We start from the raw sequence: 13741 nt of genomic DNA, 5'->3' as shown, positions 1-13741 counted from the left end.
GGGACGTCTGACGTCTCGAACGCCACGTTCAGGGCTTTTGGCTGGGGTGATCAGGACTTCTTCAGCTCGCGGGCGATGACAAGGCGCTGGATCTGGTTGGTGCCCTCGAAGATCTGCGGCACCTTCGCCTCGCGCATGTACCGCTCGACCGGGAAGTCCCTGGTGTAGCCCGCGCCGCCGAGCACCTGCACGGCATCGGTGGTCACCCGCATGGCGGCGTCGGTGGCGACCAGCTTGGCCACCGAGGCCTGTCGCTGGAACGGCAACCCGCGGTCCCGGCGGCGGGCCGCGTCCAGGTAGGTGGCCCGTGCCGAGTCCACCGCGGCGGCCATATCGGCCAGCAGGAACTCGATGCCCTGGAAATCGGCGATGGCCTGGCCGAACTGGGTGCGCTCCTTGGCGTAGCGCACCGCCTCGTCCAGCGCCGCCTGGGCAAGGCCCACCGAGCAGGCCGCGATCCCCAGCCTGCCCGAGCTGAGCGAGGCCAGCGCGATCTTCAGGCCCTCGCCCTCGGCCCCGATCAGCCGGTCGGCGTCCACCCGCGCGTCGGAGAAGACCAGCTGGGTGGTGGGGGAGCCGGTCAGGCCCATCTTGCGCTCGGGTGGCGCGGCGGACAGCCCGGCCGTCCCGCCGTCCACCAGCAGGCAGCTGATGCCCTTTCCGCTGTCCTCCTGGCCGCCGGTGCGCACCATCGTGGTGTAGAAGTCGGCCTGGCCGCCGTGGGTCGTCCACGCCTTGGTGCCGTTGACCACGTACGCCGCGCCCTCGCGGCGGGCCCTGGTGGTCAGCGCCGCGGCGTCCGAACCGGCCTGCGGCTCGGACAGCGCGTAGGCGCCGAGCAGCCCGCCGTCCAGCATCTCCGGCAGCCAGCGGTCGCGCTGTGCGTCGGTGCCGTAGTGGGCCAGCGCGAAGCAGGACATGGTGTGCACCGAAAGCCCCACCCCGACCGACATCCACGCGGCCGCGATCTCCTCCACAACCTGCAGGTAGACCTCGTATGGCAACTCGCCGCCGCCCCAGCGCTCGGAGTACGGCAGGCCGAGCAGCCCGGACTTGCCCAGCAGCCGGAACTGCTCCCGCGGGAAGCGCTCCGCCTCCTCGTACTCGGCCGCCAGCGGGGCCAGCTCCTCCCTTGCCAGCTCGCGGGTGAGCGTGAGCAGGTCCTCGGCCTCGGTGTCGGGCAGCAGGCGGTCGGCCGGCATCGTTCCTCCGGAAAGATCGTACTGAAAACAGTACTGTGGGTCCCTTTACAGTACTGTACGAGCCGTCCGGGTGTCGACGCGTAGGCTCGTTGGATGCCGTCCAGGTCACCGCGGGCCCGCATGCAGCCGACCGCCCGCCAGCGGACACTGCTCGCGGAGCTCGAGGAGCTGTTCCTCGCCGAAGGGTTCATCCATTTCACGCTGGAGGACCTGGCAGGCCGGATGCACTGCTCGAAATCCACCCTGTATGCGCTGGCGCCGAGCAAGGAGCAGCTGGCCGTGCGGGTGGTCGGTCATTTCTTCAAGGGCGCGACCGAGCGGATCGAGCAGCGGGTGGCCGATCTCGACGACGCGCGCAAGATGATCGAGGTCTATCTCTCCGGGGTGTCCGAGGAACTGGGCCGGGCCACCGAGACCTTCCTGCGCGATGTGGCGGACTTCGCCCCCGCGCGCCGCACCTACCAGGTCAACTCCGAGGCCGCCGCCGTGCGGATCAGGGAGTTCATCGCCAGGGGTGTGGCGGACGGGGTGTTCCGGGACGTGCACGCCGGGTTGATCGCCGAGATGGCCGGGCTGCTGGTCGAGGCGATCCAGACCGGGGTGGTGGGCTCAAGGGCCGGGGTTTCCGATGCCGAGGCATTCACCGCGCTGGCCGAACTGCTGCTCGGCGGCATCCAGCGCTCAGATGTGCGTCGCTAGCCCATGTGCTGGCGGTCCGGCGAGGTGAGGGCTTAGCATCGCGCCCGTGATTGTGGTGGGTGGCGAGGCGCTGGTCGATCTTGTTCCCGGTGAATCCACTGTGGATGGTTCCGCTCCTGAGCTACGTCCATTGTGGCCCCGGCTGGGTGGCGGACCGTACAACGTGGCGCTCGCCGCGGGCAGGCTCGGTGCCGCGACCTCGTTCGTCTCCCGGATCTCGCTGGACCGGTTCGGCGCGGCGCTGCTGCGGCGGCTCCAGGCCTCCGGGGTGGACACGACGCTGGTGCAGCGCGGCCAGGAGCCGACCACCCTCGCCGTGGTGGCGCTGGACGAGCAGGGCTCGGCGCACTACACCTTCTACACCGAGGCCACCGCGGACCGGCTGTTCGCCGACCCCGGCGCCCTGCCAGGCGAGGTCTCGGCGCTGTCCCTCGGCACCCTCGGCATGGTGCTGGAGCCCGGGGCGAGCGCCTATGAGTCCATGCTGCGCCGGGAGGCCGCCCGGGGCGTGCTGACCGCGCTGGACCCGAACATCCGGGCCGACCTGATCGCCGATCCGGCGGCCTACCGCGCCCGGTTCGCCTCCTGGTTACCGGATGTGCGGCTGCTCAAGCTCTCGGTGGAGGACGCGGCCTGGCTCGCCGCAGGGACCGACCCGCTGACGGCCGCGAAGTCCTGGCTGGACTCCGGGGTCGGTGCGGTGGTGCTCACCCGGGGTGCCGAAGGGCTTTCGGTCATCACCGCGGCCGGCGAGCTGGCGCGGGTGCCGACCGCCCCCGCCCGGCTGGTCGATACCATCGGCGCAGGCGACACCGTGCAGGGTGCGCTGCTGGCCTGGCTGCATGAGCGGGGCGTCACCGACCCCGGCGGGCTCGGCGAGCCGGAGTGGCGTGCGGCACTGGAGTACGCGGCCGGTGCGGCGGCGATCACGGTCTCCCGTAGTGGGGCCGAGCCACCCACCGCCGCCGAGCTGGCGGATTGTCGCTAGGCCACCCGGCATCGAATCGGCTGCGACCGTGTGAATATTGTCGCAAACGGTTAGCTCTGGGTAACACAACGGCTGCGAACATTGCCCCTGGTCGACTAGCGTAAAGGGGAAACTCATACCCCAACGGGGCGGTGTGCGGCGGGGCCGTTGTTCTCCTCGCCCGCCGATCGGGTGGCCCGGGTGACCTGCGGGCACCGCTGACCCCGTGTGACCGCGAGAGGGACCCGCATGTCCGACGACGCGACAGCCGCGGCGCAGAGTGGAACCGGCAACGTCGCGCTCCGCCTGCCCACCGGCGAAGAGCACGAGTTGAACGTGGTGCACCCCGTCGAGGGCGCCCCCGGTATCGAGCTCGGCAAGCTCATGGCTTCCACTGGCTATATCACGCTGGACCCGGGTTTCGTGAACACCGGCGCCGCGTCCTCGGCCATCACCTATATCGACGGGGACGCGGGCATCCTGCGGTATCGCGGTTACCCGATCGAGCAGCTGGCGCAGAACTCGAATTTCATCGAGGTCTCCTACCTGCTGATCTACGGTGAGCTGCCGAGCAAGAGCCAGCTCGAGGAGTTCACCTCCCGGATCAACCGGCACACCCTGCTGCACGAGGACCTGAAGCGGTTCTTCGACGGCTTCCCACGGGACGCGCACCCGATGCCGGTGCTGTCCAGCGCGGTGTCCGCGCTGTCCACCTTCTACCAGGACTCGCTGAACCCGTTCGACGAGCCCAACGTGGAGATGTCCACGATCCGGCTGCTGGCCAAGGTGCCGACCCTGGCCGCCTACGCCTACAAGAAGTCCATCGGGCAGCCCTTCCTCTACCCGGACAACTCGTTCGGGCTGGTGGAGAACTTCCTGCGGATGACCTTCGGCCTGCCTGCCGAGCCCTACGAGGTGGACCCGGACATCGCCAAGGCGCTGGACATGCTGTTCATCCTGCACGCCGACCACGAGCAGAACTGCTCAACCTCGACGGTGCGGCTGGTCGGCTCCTCCGAGGCGAACCTGTTCGCCAGCGTCTCCGCGGGTATCCAAGCGCTGTTCGGCCCGCTGCACGGCGGGGCCAACGCGGCCGTGCTGGAGATGCTCGAGGGCATCCAGGCCGACGGCGGGGACGTTGGCACCTTCGTCGAGCGGGTGAAGAACAAGGAGCAGGGTGTCAAGCTGATGGGCTTCGGGCACCGGGTCTACAAGAACTACGACCCGCGCGCGAAGATCATCAAGAAAACCGCGGACGAGATCCTGCGCAAGATCGGCGGCAACGACCAGCTGCTGGACATCGCGATGAAGCTGGAGGAGACCGCGCTCTCCGACGACTACTTCGTGGAGCGCAAGCTGTACCCGAACGTGGACTTCTACACCGGACTGATCTACCGGGCGCTCGGCTTCCCGACCAAGTACTTCACCGTGCTGTTCGCGCTGGGCAGGCTGCCCGGCTGGATCGCGCACTGGCGCGAGATGATCAACGACCCGGCCACCAAGATCGGCCGCCCGCGCCAGATCTACACCGGCGAGAAGCAGCGCGACTACATCGACATCGCCAATCGCTGACCCTCTGCTGTGAGTGGCCTGTTCACTGCGAGATTCGCAGTGAACAGGCCACTCACAGCACGCGGGCTCAGCCCCTGAGGGCGTCCTTGAGCTTCATCCGGCTGCCGGTGCGCAGGATGGCGGTCTGGTAGATCTTGCCGCCCACCCAGGTGAGCAGGGCGATCCCGGCCAGGGTCAGCACCAGCGCGGCGGCGATCTCCAGCGGGCCTGCCGAGCCCGCGGCGATCCGGGTCGGCATCAGGATCGGCGACAACGGCGGCACCAGGGACAGCACGGTCGCCGAGGTGCTCTCCGGCTCCTCGACCACGGTGAACCCCGTGATGAACCCGATGATCAGCACCAGGGTGATCGGGGTGAGCACCGACTGCATGTCCTCCTGCCGGGAGACCAGCGAGCCCGCCGCCGCGAACACCGTGGCATAGAGGAAGAAACCGAGCAGGTACCACAGCAGGCCCCAGAGCAGGGTCGTGGTGGCCACCCCGGAGACGGTGAGCACGCCGGTACTGGTGGCGACCGCCAGCCCGACCCCGCCGAGGATCGCCAGCTGCACCAGCCCGACCAGGCCGAGTCCGATCACCTTGCCGAGCAGCAGCTGCCACGGGCGCACCGTGGCCAGCAGGATCTCCACCACCCTGCTCGACTTCTCCTCGACGATTCCCTGCGCCACCAGCGAGCCGTAGGTGGTGATGCTCATGTAGAGCAGGAACATCATCACCAGCCCGACCACCAGCCGTTGCCCGCTCTCCGGGTCGGGTTCCTCCAGCGAGCTGACCTCGACCTGGGTGGCGGCGACCGTTTCGAGTACCTGCTCGGCGTCCTGCCCTGCCTCGGCGAGCTTGGCGCTGAGCACCTCGTTCTGCGCGATCTCGTTCAGCATCACCCGCAGCTGTGGGTCCAGTTCGGACTTCACCAGCACGCGCGGGTTCGCCGCGTTACCGGAAACCAGCACGTCCAGCTCGCCGTCCCGCACCTGCGTGCGGCCCTGCCGCGGATCGGTGACCGTGCTGATCTCGATGGTCTCGTCCAGCTGCTCGGCCTGCACGCGCAGCGGCGCGGCCATGCTCGAGCTCTGCCCGGAGAGCCCGATCGTGGTGGTGGACCGCGCGTTGAACACGTTGGCCTGCAACACCATGTACCCGACCATCACCAGCAGGATCATCGCGGTGCCGATCAGGAAGCCGCGGGTCCGCAGCCGGGTGTTCAGCTCGCGCTGCGCGATCAGCCGGACGGCATTCGCGGGGCTGACTGTGCGGGGCTCGCTCACGCCTGGACTCCTTCCCGCGCGGCACCGTTGTCCGAGACCACGTTGCGGAACAGTTCGGTGAGGGTGGGCCTGCGCCTGCTGAACTCGGTCACCGGGCCGGTGGCCAGCGCAGCGGCGAGCACGGCCTGGTCGTCCGCGCCGCTTTCCAGCTCCAGCACGGTCTCCGCGCCGCTGTCGGAAAGCACCCGCACCCACGGCAGGGCCGCGGCCCAGCCCGGCCGGGCCTGTGGCGCCCGCACGGACAGCTGGGTGGCCGCCTCCGCGGTGAGCTCGGTCACCGAACCGGTTGCCACCATCCGTCCACTCCGGATGATGCCGACCCGGTCGCACAGCCGCTCCACCAGATCGAGCTGGTGGCTGGAGAACACCACCGGCACGCCGGTGGCGGCCTTGTCCCGCAGCACCTGGCTCATCACGTCCACCGCCAGCGGGTCCAGCCCGGAGAACGGCTCGTCCAGCACCAGCACCGCCGGATCGTGCACCAGCGCCGCGGCCAGCTGCACCCGCTGCTGGTTACCGAGGCTGAGCTTGAGCACCTCGTCCCGCCGCCGCTCGGCGAGGCCGAGCTTGCCGATCCAGTGCTCGGCGTTCTTGTGTGCCTCGTTGGGCGTGAGGCCGTGCAGCTCGGCAAGGTAGACGAGCTGGTCGAGCACCTTCATCTTCGGGTAGAGCCCGCGTTCCTCAGGCATGTAGCCGATTCGGGTGCGAGTGGCGTGGGTCACCCTGCCGCCTGCGAACCGAACCTCCCCGCCGTCCGCGGCGAGCACCCCGAGGGCGATCCGCATCGCGGTGGTCTTGCCTGCCCCGTTGCTGCCGACGAAGCCGAACAGCTCGCCGGGCCGGACCTCGAAGCTGACCGCGTCCAGCGCCACGATGTCCCCGTACCGTTTCGACACCTGGTCGAACTCCAGCGCTCTCTCCGGCACTGCTTCCTCCCTGCTTCAGGTCGTCCCCTCATGGATAGCGCCGACGTCCCCGGCCCCAGCCTGGCCGCCATCATCGCACCACGGACGCGGCGGCCGGACCCCGCACGGCCGCGCGGCTGTAGCCGATCGTTATCGAATCCGCCCGGCTGGTGCTTTGTTCGCTACGGAGTGCGAGTGCGCAGGCCGTGCAGGCAGCGGTCGACCAGCTCGTCCACCACCGGCCGCGCCGCATCGGCCTCCGCGGGCACCAGGCCGATGCGGGTCCTGCGGTCCAGTACGTCCGCGGTGTCCAGCGCGCCCTCGTGCCGCACCGCCCAGACCACCTCGGCACCGGTGACCTCGCAGCCGGGGAACAGCGGTTCGGCCAGCGCGCGGTCCACCTCGGCCAGCGCCGCCACCCGCGGCGCCTCGGTACCGTACTTGCCGACCAGCCGCGCCGGAGCGTCCACAACGGACAGGTCACGCCTGCGGGCGGCGCCGATCAGCGGCAGGGCGCGGGTGCGGGCCGGCCCGGCAGGCAGGCCCGCCGCGCGCACGGCGGCGTCCACCGCGTCCTGCGCCATCCTGCGGTAGGTGGTGAGCTTGCCACCGACGACGGTGATCACCCCGCTGCTGCCGGTGAGTACCGCGTGCTTGCGGGAGAGGTCCGCGCTGTTGCCCTGCGCCGCGAGCAGGGGGCGCAGCCCGGCGAAGGAGCCGAGGACGTCGGCCCTGGTGAGATCGCGGGCCAGCACCGTGCCTGCCACCCCGAGCAGGAAGTCCACATCGGACTCGGGGACCTCGGGCACATCCGGGATCGGTCCCGGCACCGGTTCGTCGGTGAGTCCGAGGTAGACCCGCCCACCGGGTTGCGGCAGCAGGAACACGTACCGGTTGCGTTCCCCCGGCACACCGACCAGCACCGCGGCGCCGGACAGCCCGGTCGCCGCCGCGGACAGCACCAGGTGCGAGCCGCGGGAAGGGCTCAGCCGCACCGAGGGTTCCAGCTCCCCGGCCCACACCCCGGTCGCGTTGATCACCTGCCGGGCGCGCAGGGTCACCTCCTGCCCGGTGCGCTCGTCCCGCGCGCGCACCCGGTCCCCGGCCAGTTCGGTGGCCGCCAGCCTGGTCAGGATGTGCGCCCCGAACGAGGCCGCGGTCCTGGCCAGTGCCAGCACCAGCCGGGCATCGTCGGTGAGTGCGCCGTCGAAGGACAGCAACGCCCCGCGCAACCCGGGGCGGGCGAGGCCGGGGGCCAGCGCCAGCGCCTCGGTGCCGGGGATCGAGCGGGGGCGGGGCAGCACGGCCGATGGGGTGCGCGCGACCCTGCGCAGCGCGTCCCCCGCGTGCAGGCCGGCCGTGACCAGCGCTCGCTGCCCGGCCGGGGTGCTGTCGTGCAGCGGGAACAGCTGGGGCAGCGGGCGGGTCAGGTGCGGTGCCGTGCTGGTCATCAGGATGCCGCGCTCCACCGCGCTCTCGTGCGCCAGCGCCAGGTCGCCCTTGGCTAGATAGCGCAACCCGCCGTGCACCAGCTTGCTCGACCAGCGTGAGGTGCCGAACGCCAGGTCGTGCGCCTCCACCAGGGCGACCGAGAGCCCGCGCGCCGCCGCGTCCAGCGCGATACCCGCGCCGGTCACCCCTCCGCCCACCACCAGGACGTCCACCCGGTGCCCGGAGGCCAGCCGGTCCAGTTCGGCGGCACGCCGGGGTGCGTTCAGCGAGGCCGGGATCATGCCCGCTCCGCGGGCCGCAGGGTCGCGTCCAGTAGGTGCCCCAGCTCTTCCAGTAATGTCGACTCATCGACATCGGTGGTCGCCGGGCGCAGCGAGAGCACGAAGGACTGCACCACCAGCAGGAACGCCCTGGCCTGCACGACCCGGTCACCCTTGCGGATCGAGCCGTCGGCGTGCCCGGCGGCGATCAGCGCGTCGATGACCTCCTCGGCGAGCCGCTGGGTGGCACCCAGCCGTTGCACCACGTACGGCATGATCATCTCGGCGTCCAGGTCCAGCACGGTGCGCATCAACGGGTCGGCCACCAGCGCCCGGACCCCGCTGACCGAGCTGTGCACCAGGCGCTCGCGGGCGGTGGCCGCGGTGCCGGCCTGCTTGCTGGTCCGGCGCAGCAGCCCGGTGAACTCCCTGGTCATCAGCGCGGCCAGGATGCTGCGGACATCGGGGAACCGCCGGTACAGCGTCATCCGGCTCACCTTGGCGGTACGGGCGATCTCGGCCAGCGTGGTGCGCCGGACCCCGGTGGCCAGCACGCACTCACGCGCCGCGTCGAGCAGCACGTCGTCGGAGACCCGGCCGGCCGCGGTGCGGTTCCGGGCCTCGGCGAGCGAACTGTGACGTTCTGAGTTCATATGTCACACTGTAGTCGTGAGCGACCTTCCTGACCACCGAATTCGGCATGCCTGGACTGCGGACGGCGCGGATGCGGCGCACCTGCCGCCGAAGGCCGTGCGCAGGCTGACCGAGCGTATCGGCCCGGTGCGGGCCGGTGCAGGGATCGCCAGCCCGCCGGAGCCTGCCGTGCCGGAGTCGCTGCTGCCATCCGCTGCGGGCGCGGAACTGGCCGAGGTCCTCGGCGCGGAGTGGATGCTGACCGATCGTGTGGCCCGGCTCGGCCGCTGTGGCGGGCTCTCCTATCCCGACCTGCTGAGCAGGCGGCTGCCGGGGGAGCTGCCGGTCCCGGACGCCGTACTGCTGCCCGGCGACCCCTGCCAGGTGCAGCGCGTGCTCGAGGTCTGTGCCCGGCACGACCTCGCGGTGGTGCCGTTCGGCGGCGGTACCTCCGTGGTCGGCGGCGTCACGGCGGCCAGGGGCGGCAAACGCGCGGTGGTCGTGCTCGACCTGCAACGGCTGAACCGGCTGGTCTCGGTGGACCCGGTGTCCCGGCTGGCGGTGTTCCAGGCCGGGGTGCGCGGACCGGAGGCCGAGCGGATGCTGGCCGCGCACGGCCTGACCCTCGGGCACGTGCCGCAGTCCTTCGAGCGCGCCACCATCGGCGGGTTCGCAGCCACCCGTTCCGCGGGCCAGGCCTCGGCGGGCTACGGCCGGTTCGAGGACATGGTGCAGGGGGTGCGCCTTGCCACCCCGCGGGGTGAGTGGCGGCTGGGTGTCGCGCCCGCCTCGGCGGCCGGGCCGGACCTGCGGCAGCTGGCGGTCGGCAGCGAGGGGACGCTCGGCGTGCTCACCGAGGTCACCGTGCGGGTGCGCCCGCTGCCCGTGGTGGAACGGTTCGAGGGTTTCGTGCTGGACGGCTGGGAACGCGGCACCGCTGCGGTGCGCGAGCTGGCACAGGCCGGGGCACTCGCGGACGTCACCCGGCTGTCCGATGTGGACGAGATGGAGATGTCCCTGACTTTGAAGGGCGGCTGGCAGACCGCGCTGCTGCGCCGCTACCTGCGGGCGAGGGGGGTGGCCGAGCCCTGCCTGCTGGTGCTCGGCTGGCACGGTGCGGGCAGGCGGGAACTGGCCAGGCGCCGCACGCGGACCGTGCGGATGCTGCGCGCGGCCGGTGCGGTGCGGCTGGGCCGCGCGGCGGGCGAGGCCTGGCGCGCTGGGCGGTTCGCCGGACCGCGGCAACGGGACGCCCTGCTCGACCTCGGGCTGTGCGTGGAAACCCTGGAGACGGCCACACGCTGGTCCGTGCTGGGCAGGCTGCGCACGCAGGTGCGGGCGGCGCTGGTGGACTCGCTCCGCGCCCCGGGGCGGGAACCGGTGGTGATGTGCCATGTCTCGCACGCCTACGAGACCGGGGCCTCGCTGTACTTCACCGTGCTGTTGCCACGGGACGACGCCGATCCCTTCGGCCAGTGGGCGGAGGCGAAACGGGCGGCCTGCGAGGCGATCGCCGGGTCCGGGAATCCACTGGGGACGATCACGCACCACCACGCGGTCGGCGCGGACCACGCGCCCTATCTCGCGGGTGAGATCGGGGAGATCGGGATTTCCGTGCTCGCCGCCGCCAAGCAGGCCGTGGATCCCACCGGCATCCTGAATCCGGGCAAGCTGATCACAGGACGGTGACGCGCAATCCGTGCGAGGCGGCCGGGTCGCCGCGCAACCGGCGGGCTCGTGCCTGAGCGGCCACCGCGGTCCGTACCGGGCGGCCGTCCACAAGCAACGGCATCCGCGCTGGAGCGGCCGCGGTGTAGGCCAGTGGCTCGCCGAGCACGGTGCCGTCCTCCAGGGTGACGGTGCCGCTGTGCAGCAGGCTGAGGTGGTACCGCTCGCCCCGCCCCTCGCAGACGTCCAGCACCCGCAGTTGCTCCTCGGTTGCCAGCCAGACGGCGTGCCGCTCGACCGTCCCCGGCATGGCGGCCAGGGTGGCGGGCCGCTGACCGTCCCGCTGCCGCACCCCCGCCGCCCACACCGCGGCGAGGTCGTGGCATTCCGCGTGCAGCGCGACCACCGGCCCGGTGAGGCCGAGCTCGGCACGCAACCAGGTGATCTTGGCCGGGCAGGCGTTGGAGCCGTAGGCCAGCACCGGGCGCCGCCGCGCCAGCCCCGGTGCCCCACGGCTGGTCAGCCAGGCCTCCAGCGCCTCGCCCGCGGTGAGGCGCCAGCCGCCTTCGCGGTGGCCCAGCGCGTGCCCGATCCCGTCCAGGTGCACGAAGGAGCCACCCGGCCGCGCCCCGGGATAGGGGTCGGCGGGGAAGTCGGCATCGGCGTAGATCAGGCGAACACCACCACGCTGCGCAGCACCTCGCCCCGGTGCATCCGCTCGAAGGCGTGCTCCACCCCATCCAGCGGAATCCGCTCCGTGACGAACTTCTCCAGCGGCAGCCTGCCCTGCAGGTAGGCCTCGACCAGCATGGGGAAATCCCTGGACGGCAGGCAGTCCCCGTACCAGGAGGACTTCAGCGCACCGCCACGGGCGAAGAAGTCGATGAACGGCAGGTCGGCCAGCCGCATATCCGGGGTGGGCACCCCGACCAGCACCACCGTGCCCGCGAGGTCGCGGGCGTAGAAGGCCTGCCGCCAGGTCTCCGGCCTGCCGACCGCGTCGATCACCACGTCGGCGCCGAAGCCCGCGGTGTGCTCCCGGACAGCCTCGACGATCTCGTCCTCGGCCCGCTCCCGTGCGTCGATGGTGTGCGTGGCACCGAAATCCTTGGCCCACTCCAGCTTCCTGGCGTCGGTGTCCACCGCGATGATCGTGCCCGCACCGGCCAGCCTGGCTCCGGCGATGGCCGCGTCGCCGACCCCGCCGCAGCCGATCACCGCCACGGTGTCGCCCCGGCTCACCTGGCCGGTGTTGATCGCGGCACCGATCCCGGCCATCACCCCGCAGCCGAGCAGCCCGGCAACGGCGGGCTCCGCGGCCGGGTCGACCTTGGTGCACTGTCCACTGTGTACGAGGGTCTTCTCGATGAACGCACCGATACCGAGTGCCGGGCTGAGCTCGGTGCCGTCGGCAAGGGTCATCGGCCGGGCGGCGTTGTGCGTGTCGAAGCAGTACCACGGCCTGCCCCGCCTGCATGCCCGGCAGACCCCGCAGACGGCCCGCCAGTTCAGGATCACGAAGTCACCCGGCTCGATCCCGGTGACCCCGGCGCCCACCTGTTCCACCACGCCCGCGGCCTCGTGGCCGAGCAGGAACGGGAACTCGTCGTTGATCCCGCCCTCGCGGTAGTGCAGGTCGGTGTGGCAGACCCCGCAGGCCTGTACCGAGACGACCGCCTCGCCCGGCCCGGGGTCGGGCACCAGCACCCGCTCCACCGTGACCGGAAGGCCCTGCGCGCGGGCGACGACGCCCGGTACCTCGTACGCCATGACCGCAGCTTGCCACGGATCATGCGGCTATCGCGACATCCGCATGGGTTAAGGGGTGATCACGTAGGCGATCCCGCCGGGGCCACTGGCGACGTCCCCCTCGGCGTCGTAGCGTCTGGTGCGCTGCCAGATCGTCTCGAACTGCGCCCGCGGGTACACGTTGCGCACGGCCTCGTTGCTGTTCGATGCCGGGTCGTTGACGATCACGTCGCCACTCTCGGTGAACCCGACCACCACCATGATGTGACCGGCCGTGCCGTAGCCCGCGCCGTCCAGCTCACTCTCCAGGAAGGACTGTGAGGTGATCACGGGGATGCCGCGCGCGATGTAGCCCTCCAGCTCGGCCAGCGAGTGCAGCCGGGTGATGTGCCCGCGCAGCCCGTACCGGGCCGCGTAGGCCGTGTTGAACGGCCAGTTGCCGGTGCCCTGGTAGGAGTAGTCGTAGGTGAACCGGGCCGCGTGCGCGACCGTGGGGTCCACGTAGTCCGGCGGGATCCAGGACAGTTCCCGCCTGCCCGGCCCGCGCCCCCAGTACTCCACCACCATCTGCGTGGAGGTCGGGCTGCACCAGTTCTGCCCGCCGCCGCCGTACTCCGGGTAGTTCCCCTTGTGCAGGTTCTGCGCGTGCCGCGGTACCGGCAGCTCGATCCCGCGCGCCGGGCCCGGTTCCGAGGTCGGCACCTCGAACCGGGCCGGCACCTGCGAGGTCATCGCCCCGACCGCGCGCACCAGCGGGCTGCGCCAGCTGCCTGCCTCGCGGTACAGGGTCACCCGCAGCTGGTAGGAGCGCAGGGTCACCCCTGGCCGGGTGGCCAGCGTGTCCACGTTCACCGAGGCGTGCTCGTCGCGCTGGCCGGCGACGGTGGTGCGCTGGATGTCCTCGTCCCCGTGCGCCCACTGGGCGAGGACGTACCAGGCGGTGTCGGTACCCGTATCGGTGCGCCCCCGCGCCTCGACCTGCAGCCAGGTGGAGTCCGGGGTGCGCGCGTTCCAGGAGGCGATCAGCTCGGTCGCGTCGAAGCCGTGCCGGTAGCGGGGCGTGGTCCACCGGCCGTACTCATAGCTGCGGGTGGTGCCGAGGTCCGGCTCGGTGCGCTCGATGGTGCCGACCGGCCTGCTGATCCGCAGCCCCCGCGGGCCCGGCACCACGCCCTCCGCGGTGCCTCTTGCGAAGTCCCGCGCGCTGTTCCATTCCCGGTAGTCGATGGCCTCCTCGCCGGGCTGCGCCGCGGCGTGCGGCGCGGCCATGGTGGCGGTCACGGCGATGGCCAGGATCACGGTGGCGAGACGTCCACGCATATCGCTCCAACCCTCGGAAACTCCGGCCGGCACGGGCAGGGGTGCGCCGA

12 protein-coding genes are annotated in these 13741 nt (G+C 71.4%); 4 read left to right on the top strand and 8 right to left on the bottom strand.

The window, feature by feature from the left end; genetic code table 11:
* Positions 1-50: 50 nt before the first annotated feature.
* Positions 51-1202, bottom strand: a complete 1152-nt coding sequence (locus KOI47_RS29495) for an acyl-CoA dehydrogenase family protein (RefSeq protein ID WP_216209946.1) — start codon at positions 1200-1202, stop codon at positions 51-53.
* 93 nt (positions 1203-1295) lie between these two features.
* Here KOI47_RS29495 and KOI47_RS29490 point away from each other — a divergent pair, with 93 nt between their 5' ends.
* From KOI47_RS29490 to KOI47_RS29480, 3 genes are all read left to right on the top strand, one after another.
* The gene (locus KOI47_RS29490; RefSeq protein WP_232376340.1) at positions 1296-1901 is read left to right on the top strand and encodes a TetR/AcrR family transcriptional regulator; all 606 of its coding nucleotides are present in this window, start codon (positions 1296-1298) and stop codon (positions 1899-1901) included.
* A gap of 46 nt (positions 1902-1947) precedes the next feature.
* On the top strand, positions 1948-2889 hold the full coding sequence (locus tag KOI47_RS29485; RefSeq protein WP_216209944.1) for a carbohydrate kinase family protein: 942 nt from the start codon (positions 1948-1950) through the stop codon (positions 2887-2889).
* Positions 2890-3117: 228 nt separating this feature from the next.
* Entirely contained in the window at positions 3118-4440 is a 1323-nt protein-coding gene (locus KOI47_RS29480; protein ID WP_216209942.1) for a citrate synthase, read from the top strand.
* A gap of 67 nt (positions 4441-4507) precedes the next feature.
* On the opposite strand, the gene KOI47_RS29475 is transcribed toward KOI47_RS29480, so the two are convergent.
* From KOI47_RS29475 to KOI47_RS29460, 4 genes are all read right to left on the bottom strand, one after another.
* Positions 4508-5704 carry an ABC transporter permease gene (locus KOI47_RS29475; RefSeq protein ID WP_216209940.1) on the bottom strand — a complete coding sequence of 399 codons (1197 nt, stop codon included), beginning with the start codon at positions 5702-5704 and terminating at the stop codon, positions 4508-4510.
* Positions 5701-6630, bottom strand: a complete 930-nt coding sequence (locus tag KOI47_RS29470) for an ABC transporter ATP-binding protein (protein WP_216209938.1) — start codon at positions 6628-6630, stop codon at positions 5701-5703. The genes KOI47_RS29475 and KOI47_RS29470 overlap by 4 nt, the downstream gene beginning before the upstream one ends.
* Positions 6631-6791: 161 nt before the next feature.
* On the bottom strand, positions 6792-8342 hold the full coding sequence (locus tag KOI47_RS29465; protein WP_216209936.1) for a glycerol-3-phosphate dehydrogenase/oxidase: 1551 nt from the start codon (positions 8340-8342) through the stop codon (positions 6792-6794).
* Positions 8339-8974, bottom strand: coding sequence for a TetR/AcrR family transcriptional regulator (locus tag KOI47_RS29460; protein WP_216209934.1), 636 nt, complete (start codon positions 8972-8974; stop codon positions 8339-8341). Before KOI47_RS29460 ends, KOI47_RS29465 begins: the two co-directional genes overlap by 4 nt.
* A 16-nt stretch (positions 8975-8990) precedes the next feature.
* Between KOI47_RS29460 and KOI47_RS29455 the strand changes: the two genes are divergently transcribed.
* Positions 8991-10643: an FAD-binding oxidoreductase gene (locus KOI47_RS29455; protein WP_216209933.1), complete on the top strand. Its 1653-nt coding sequence runs from the start codon at positions 8991-8993 to the stop codon at positions 10641-10643.
* On the opposite strand, the gene KOI47_RS29450 is transcribed toward KOI47_RS29455, so the two are convergent.
* The 3 genes from KOI47_RS29450 to KOI47_RS29440 form a co-directional block, all read right to left on the bottom strand.
* Positions 10630-11229 carry a gamma-glutamylcyclotransferase gene (locus KOI47_RS29450; RefSeq protein WP_332461431.1) on the bottom strand — a complete coding sequence of 200 codons (600 nt, stop codon included), beginning with the start codon at positions 11227-11229 and terminating at the stop codon, positions 10630-10632. The two genes, KOI47_RS29455 and KOI47_RS29450, sit on opposite strands and share 14 nt — an antisense overlap.
* 62 nt (positions 11230-11291) lie before the next feature.
* Positions 11292-12392 (bottom strand): S-(hydroxymethyl)mycothiol dehydrogenase, encoded by a 1101-nt coding sequence (locus tag KOI47_RS29445; protein WP_216209931.1) that lies wholly within the window; start codon positions 12390-12392, stop codon positions 11292-11294.
* A gap of 48 nt (positions 12393-12440) precedes the next feature.
* Positions 12441-13691: a C39 family peptidase gene (locus tag KOI47_RS29440; protein ID WP_216209929.1), complete on the bottom strand. Its 1251-nt coding sequence runs from the start codon at positions 13689-13691 to the stop codon at positions 12441-12443.
* Between the last annotated feature and the right edge of the window lie 50 nt (positions 13692-13741).

This window comes from Amycolatopsis aidingensis (assembly GCF_018885265.1).
Classification (GTDB): domain Bacteria; phylum Actinomycetota; class Actinomycetes; order Mycobacteriales; family Pseudonocardiaceae; genus Amycolatopsis; species Amycolatopsis aidingensis.
The sequence above is the reverse complement of the archived record's forward strand: the minus strand, read 5'-3'. Positions and strand labels throughout refer to the sequence as shown.

Bases quoted from the DNA above. Each gene is read 5' to 3' on its own strand.
- KOI47_RS29495 (WP_216209946.1), bottom strand. From the start codon at position 1,202: ATGCCGGCCGACCGCCTGCTGCCCGACACCGAGGCCGAGGACCTGCTC.
- KOI47_RS29490 (WP_232376340.1), top strand. From the start codon at position 1,296: ATGCCGTCCAGGTCACCGCGGGCCCGCATGCAGCCGACCGCCCGCCAG.
- KOI47_RS29480 (WP_216209942.1), top strand. From the start codon at position 3,118: ATGTCCGACGACGCGACAGCCGCGGCGCAGAGTGGAACCGGCAACGTC.
- KOI47_RS29465 (WP_216209936.1), bottom strand. From the start codon at position 8,342: ATGATCCCGGCCTCGCTGAACGCACCCCGGCGTGCCGCCGAACTGGAC.
- KOI47_RS29460 (WP_216209934.1), bottom strand. From the start codon at position 8,974: ATGAACTCAGAACGTCACAGTTCGCTCGCCGAGGCCCGGAACCGCACC.
- KOI47_RS29445 (WP_216209931.1), bottom strand. From the start codon at position 12,392: ATGGCGTACGAGGTACCGGGCGTCGTCGCCCGCGCGCAGGGCCTTCCG.
- KOI47_RS29440 (WP_216209929.1), bottom strand. From the start codon at position 13,691: ATGCGTGGACGTCTCGCCACCGTGATCCTGGCCATCGCCGTGACCGCC.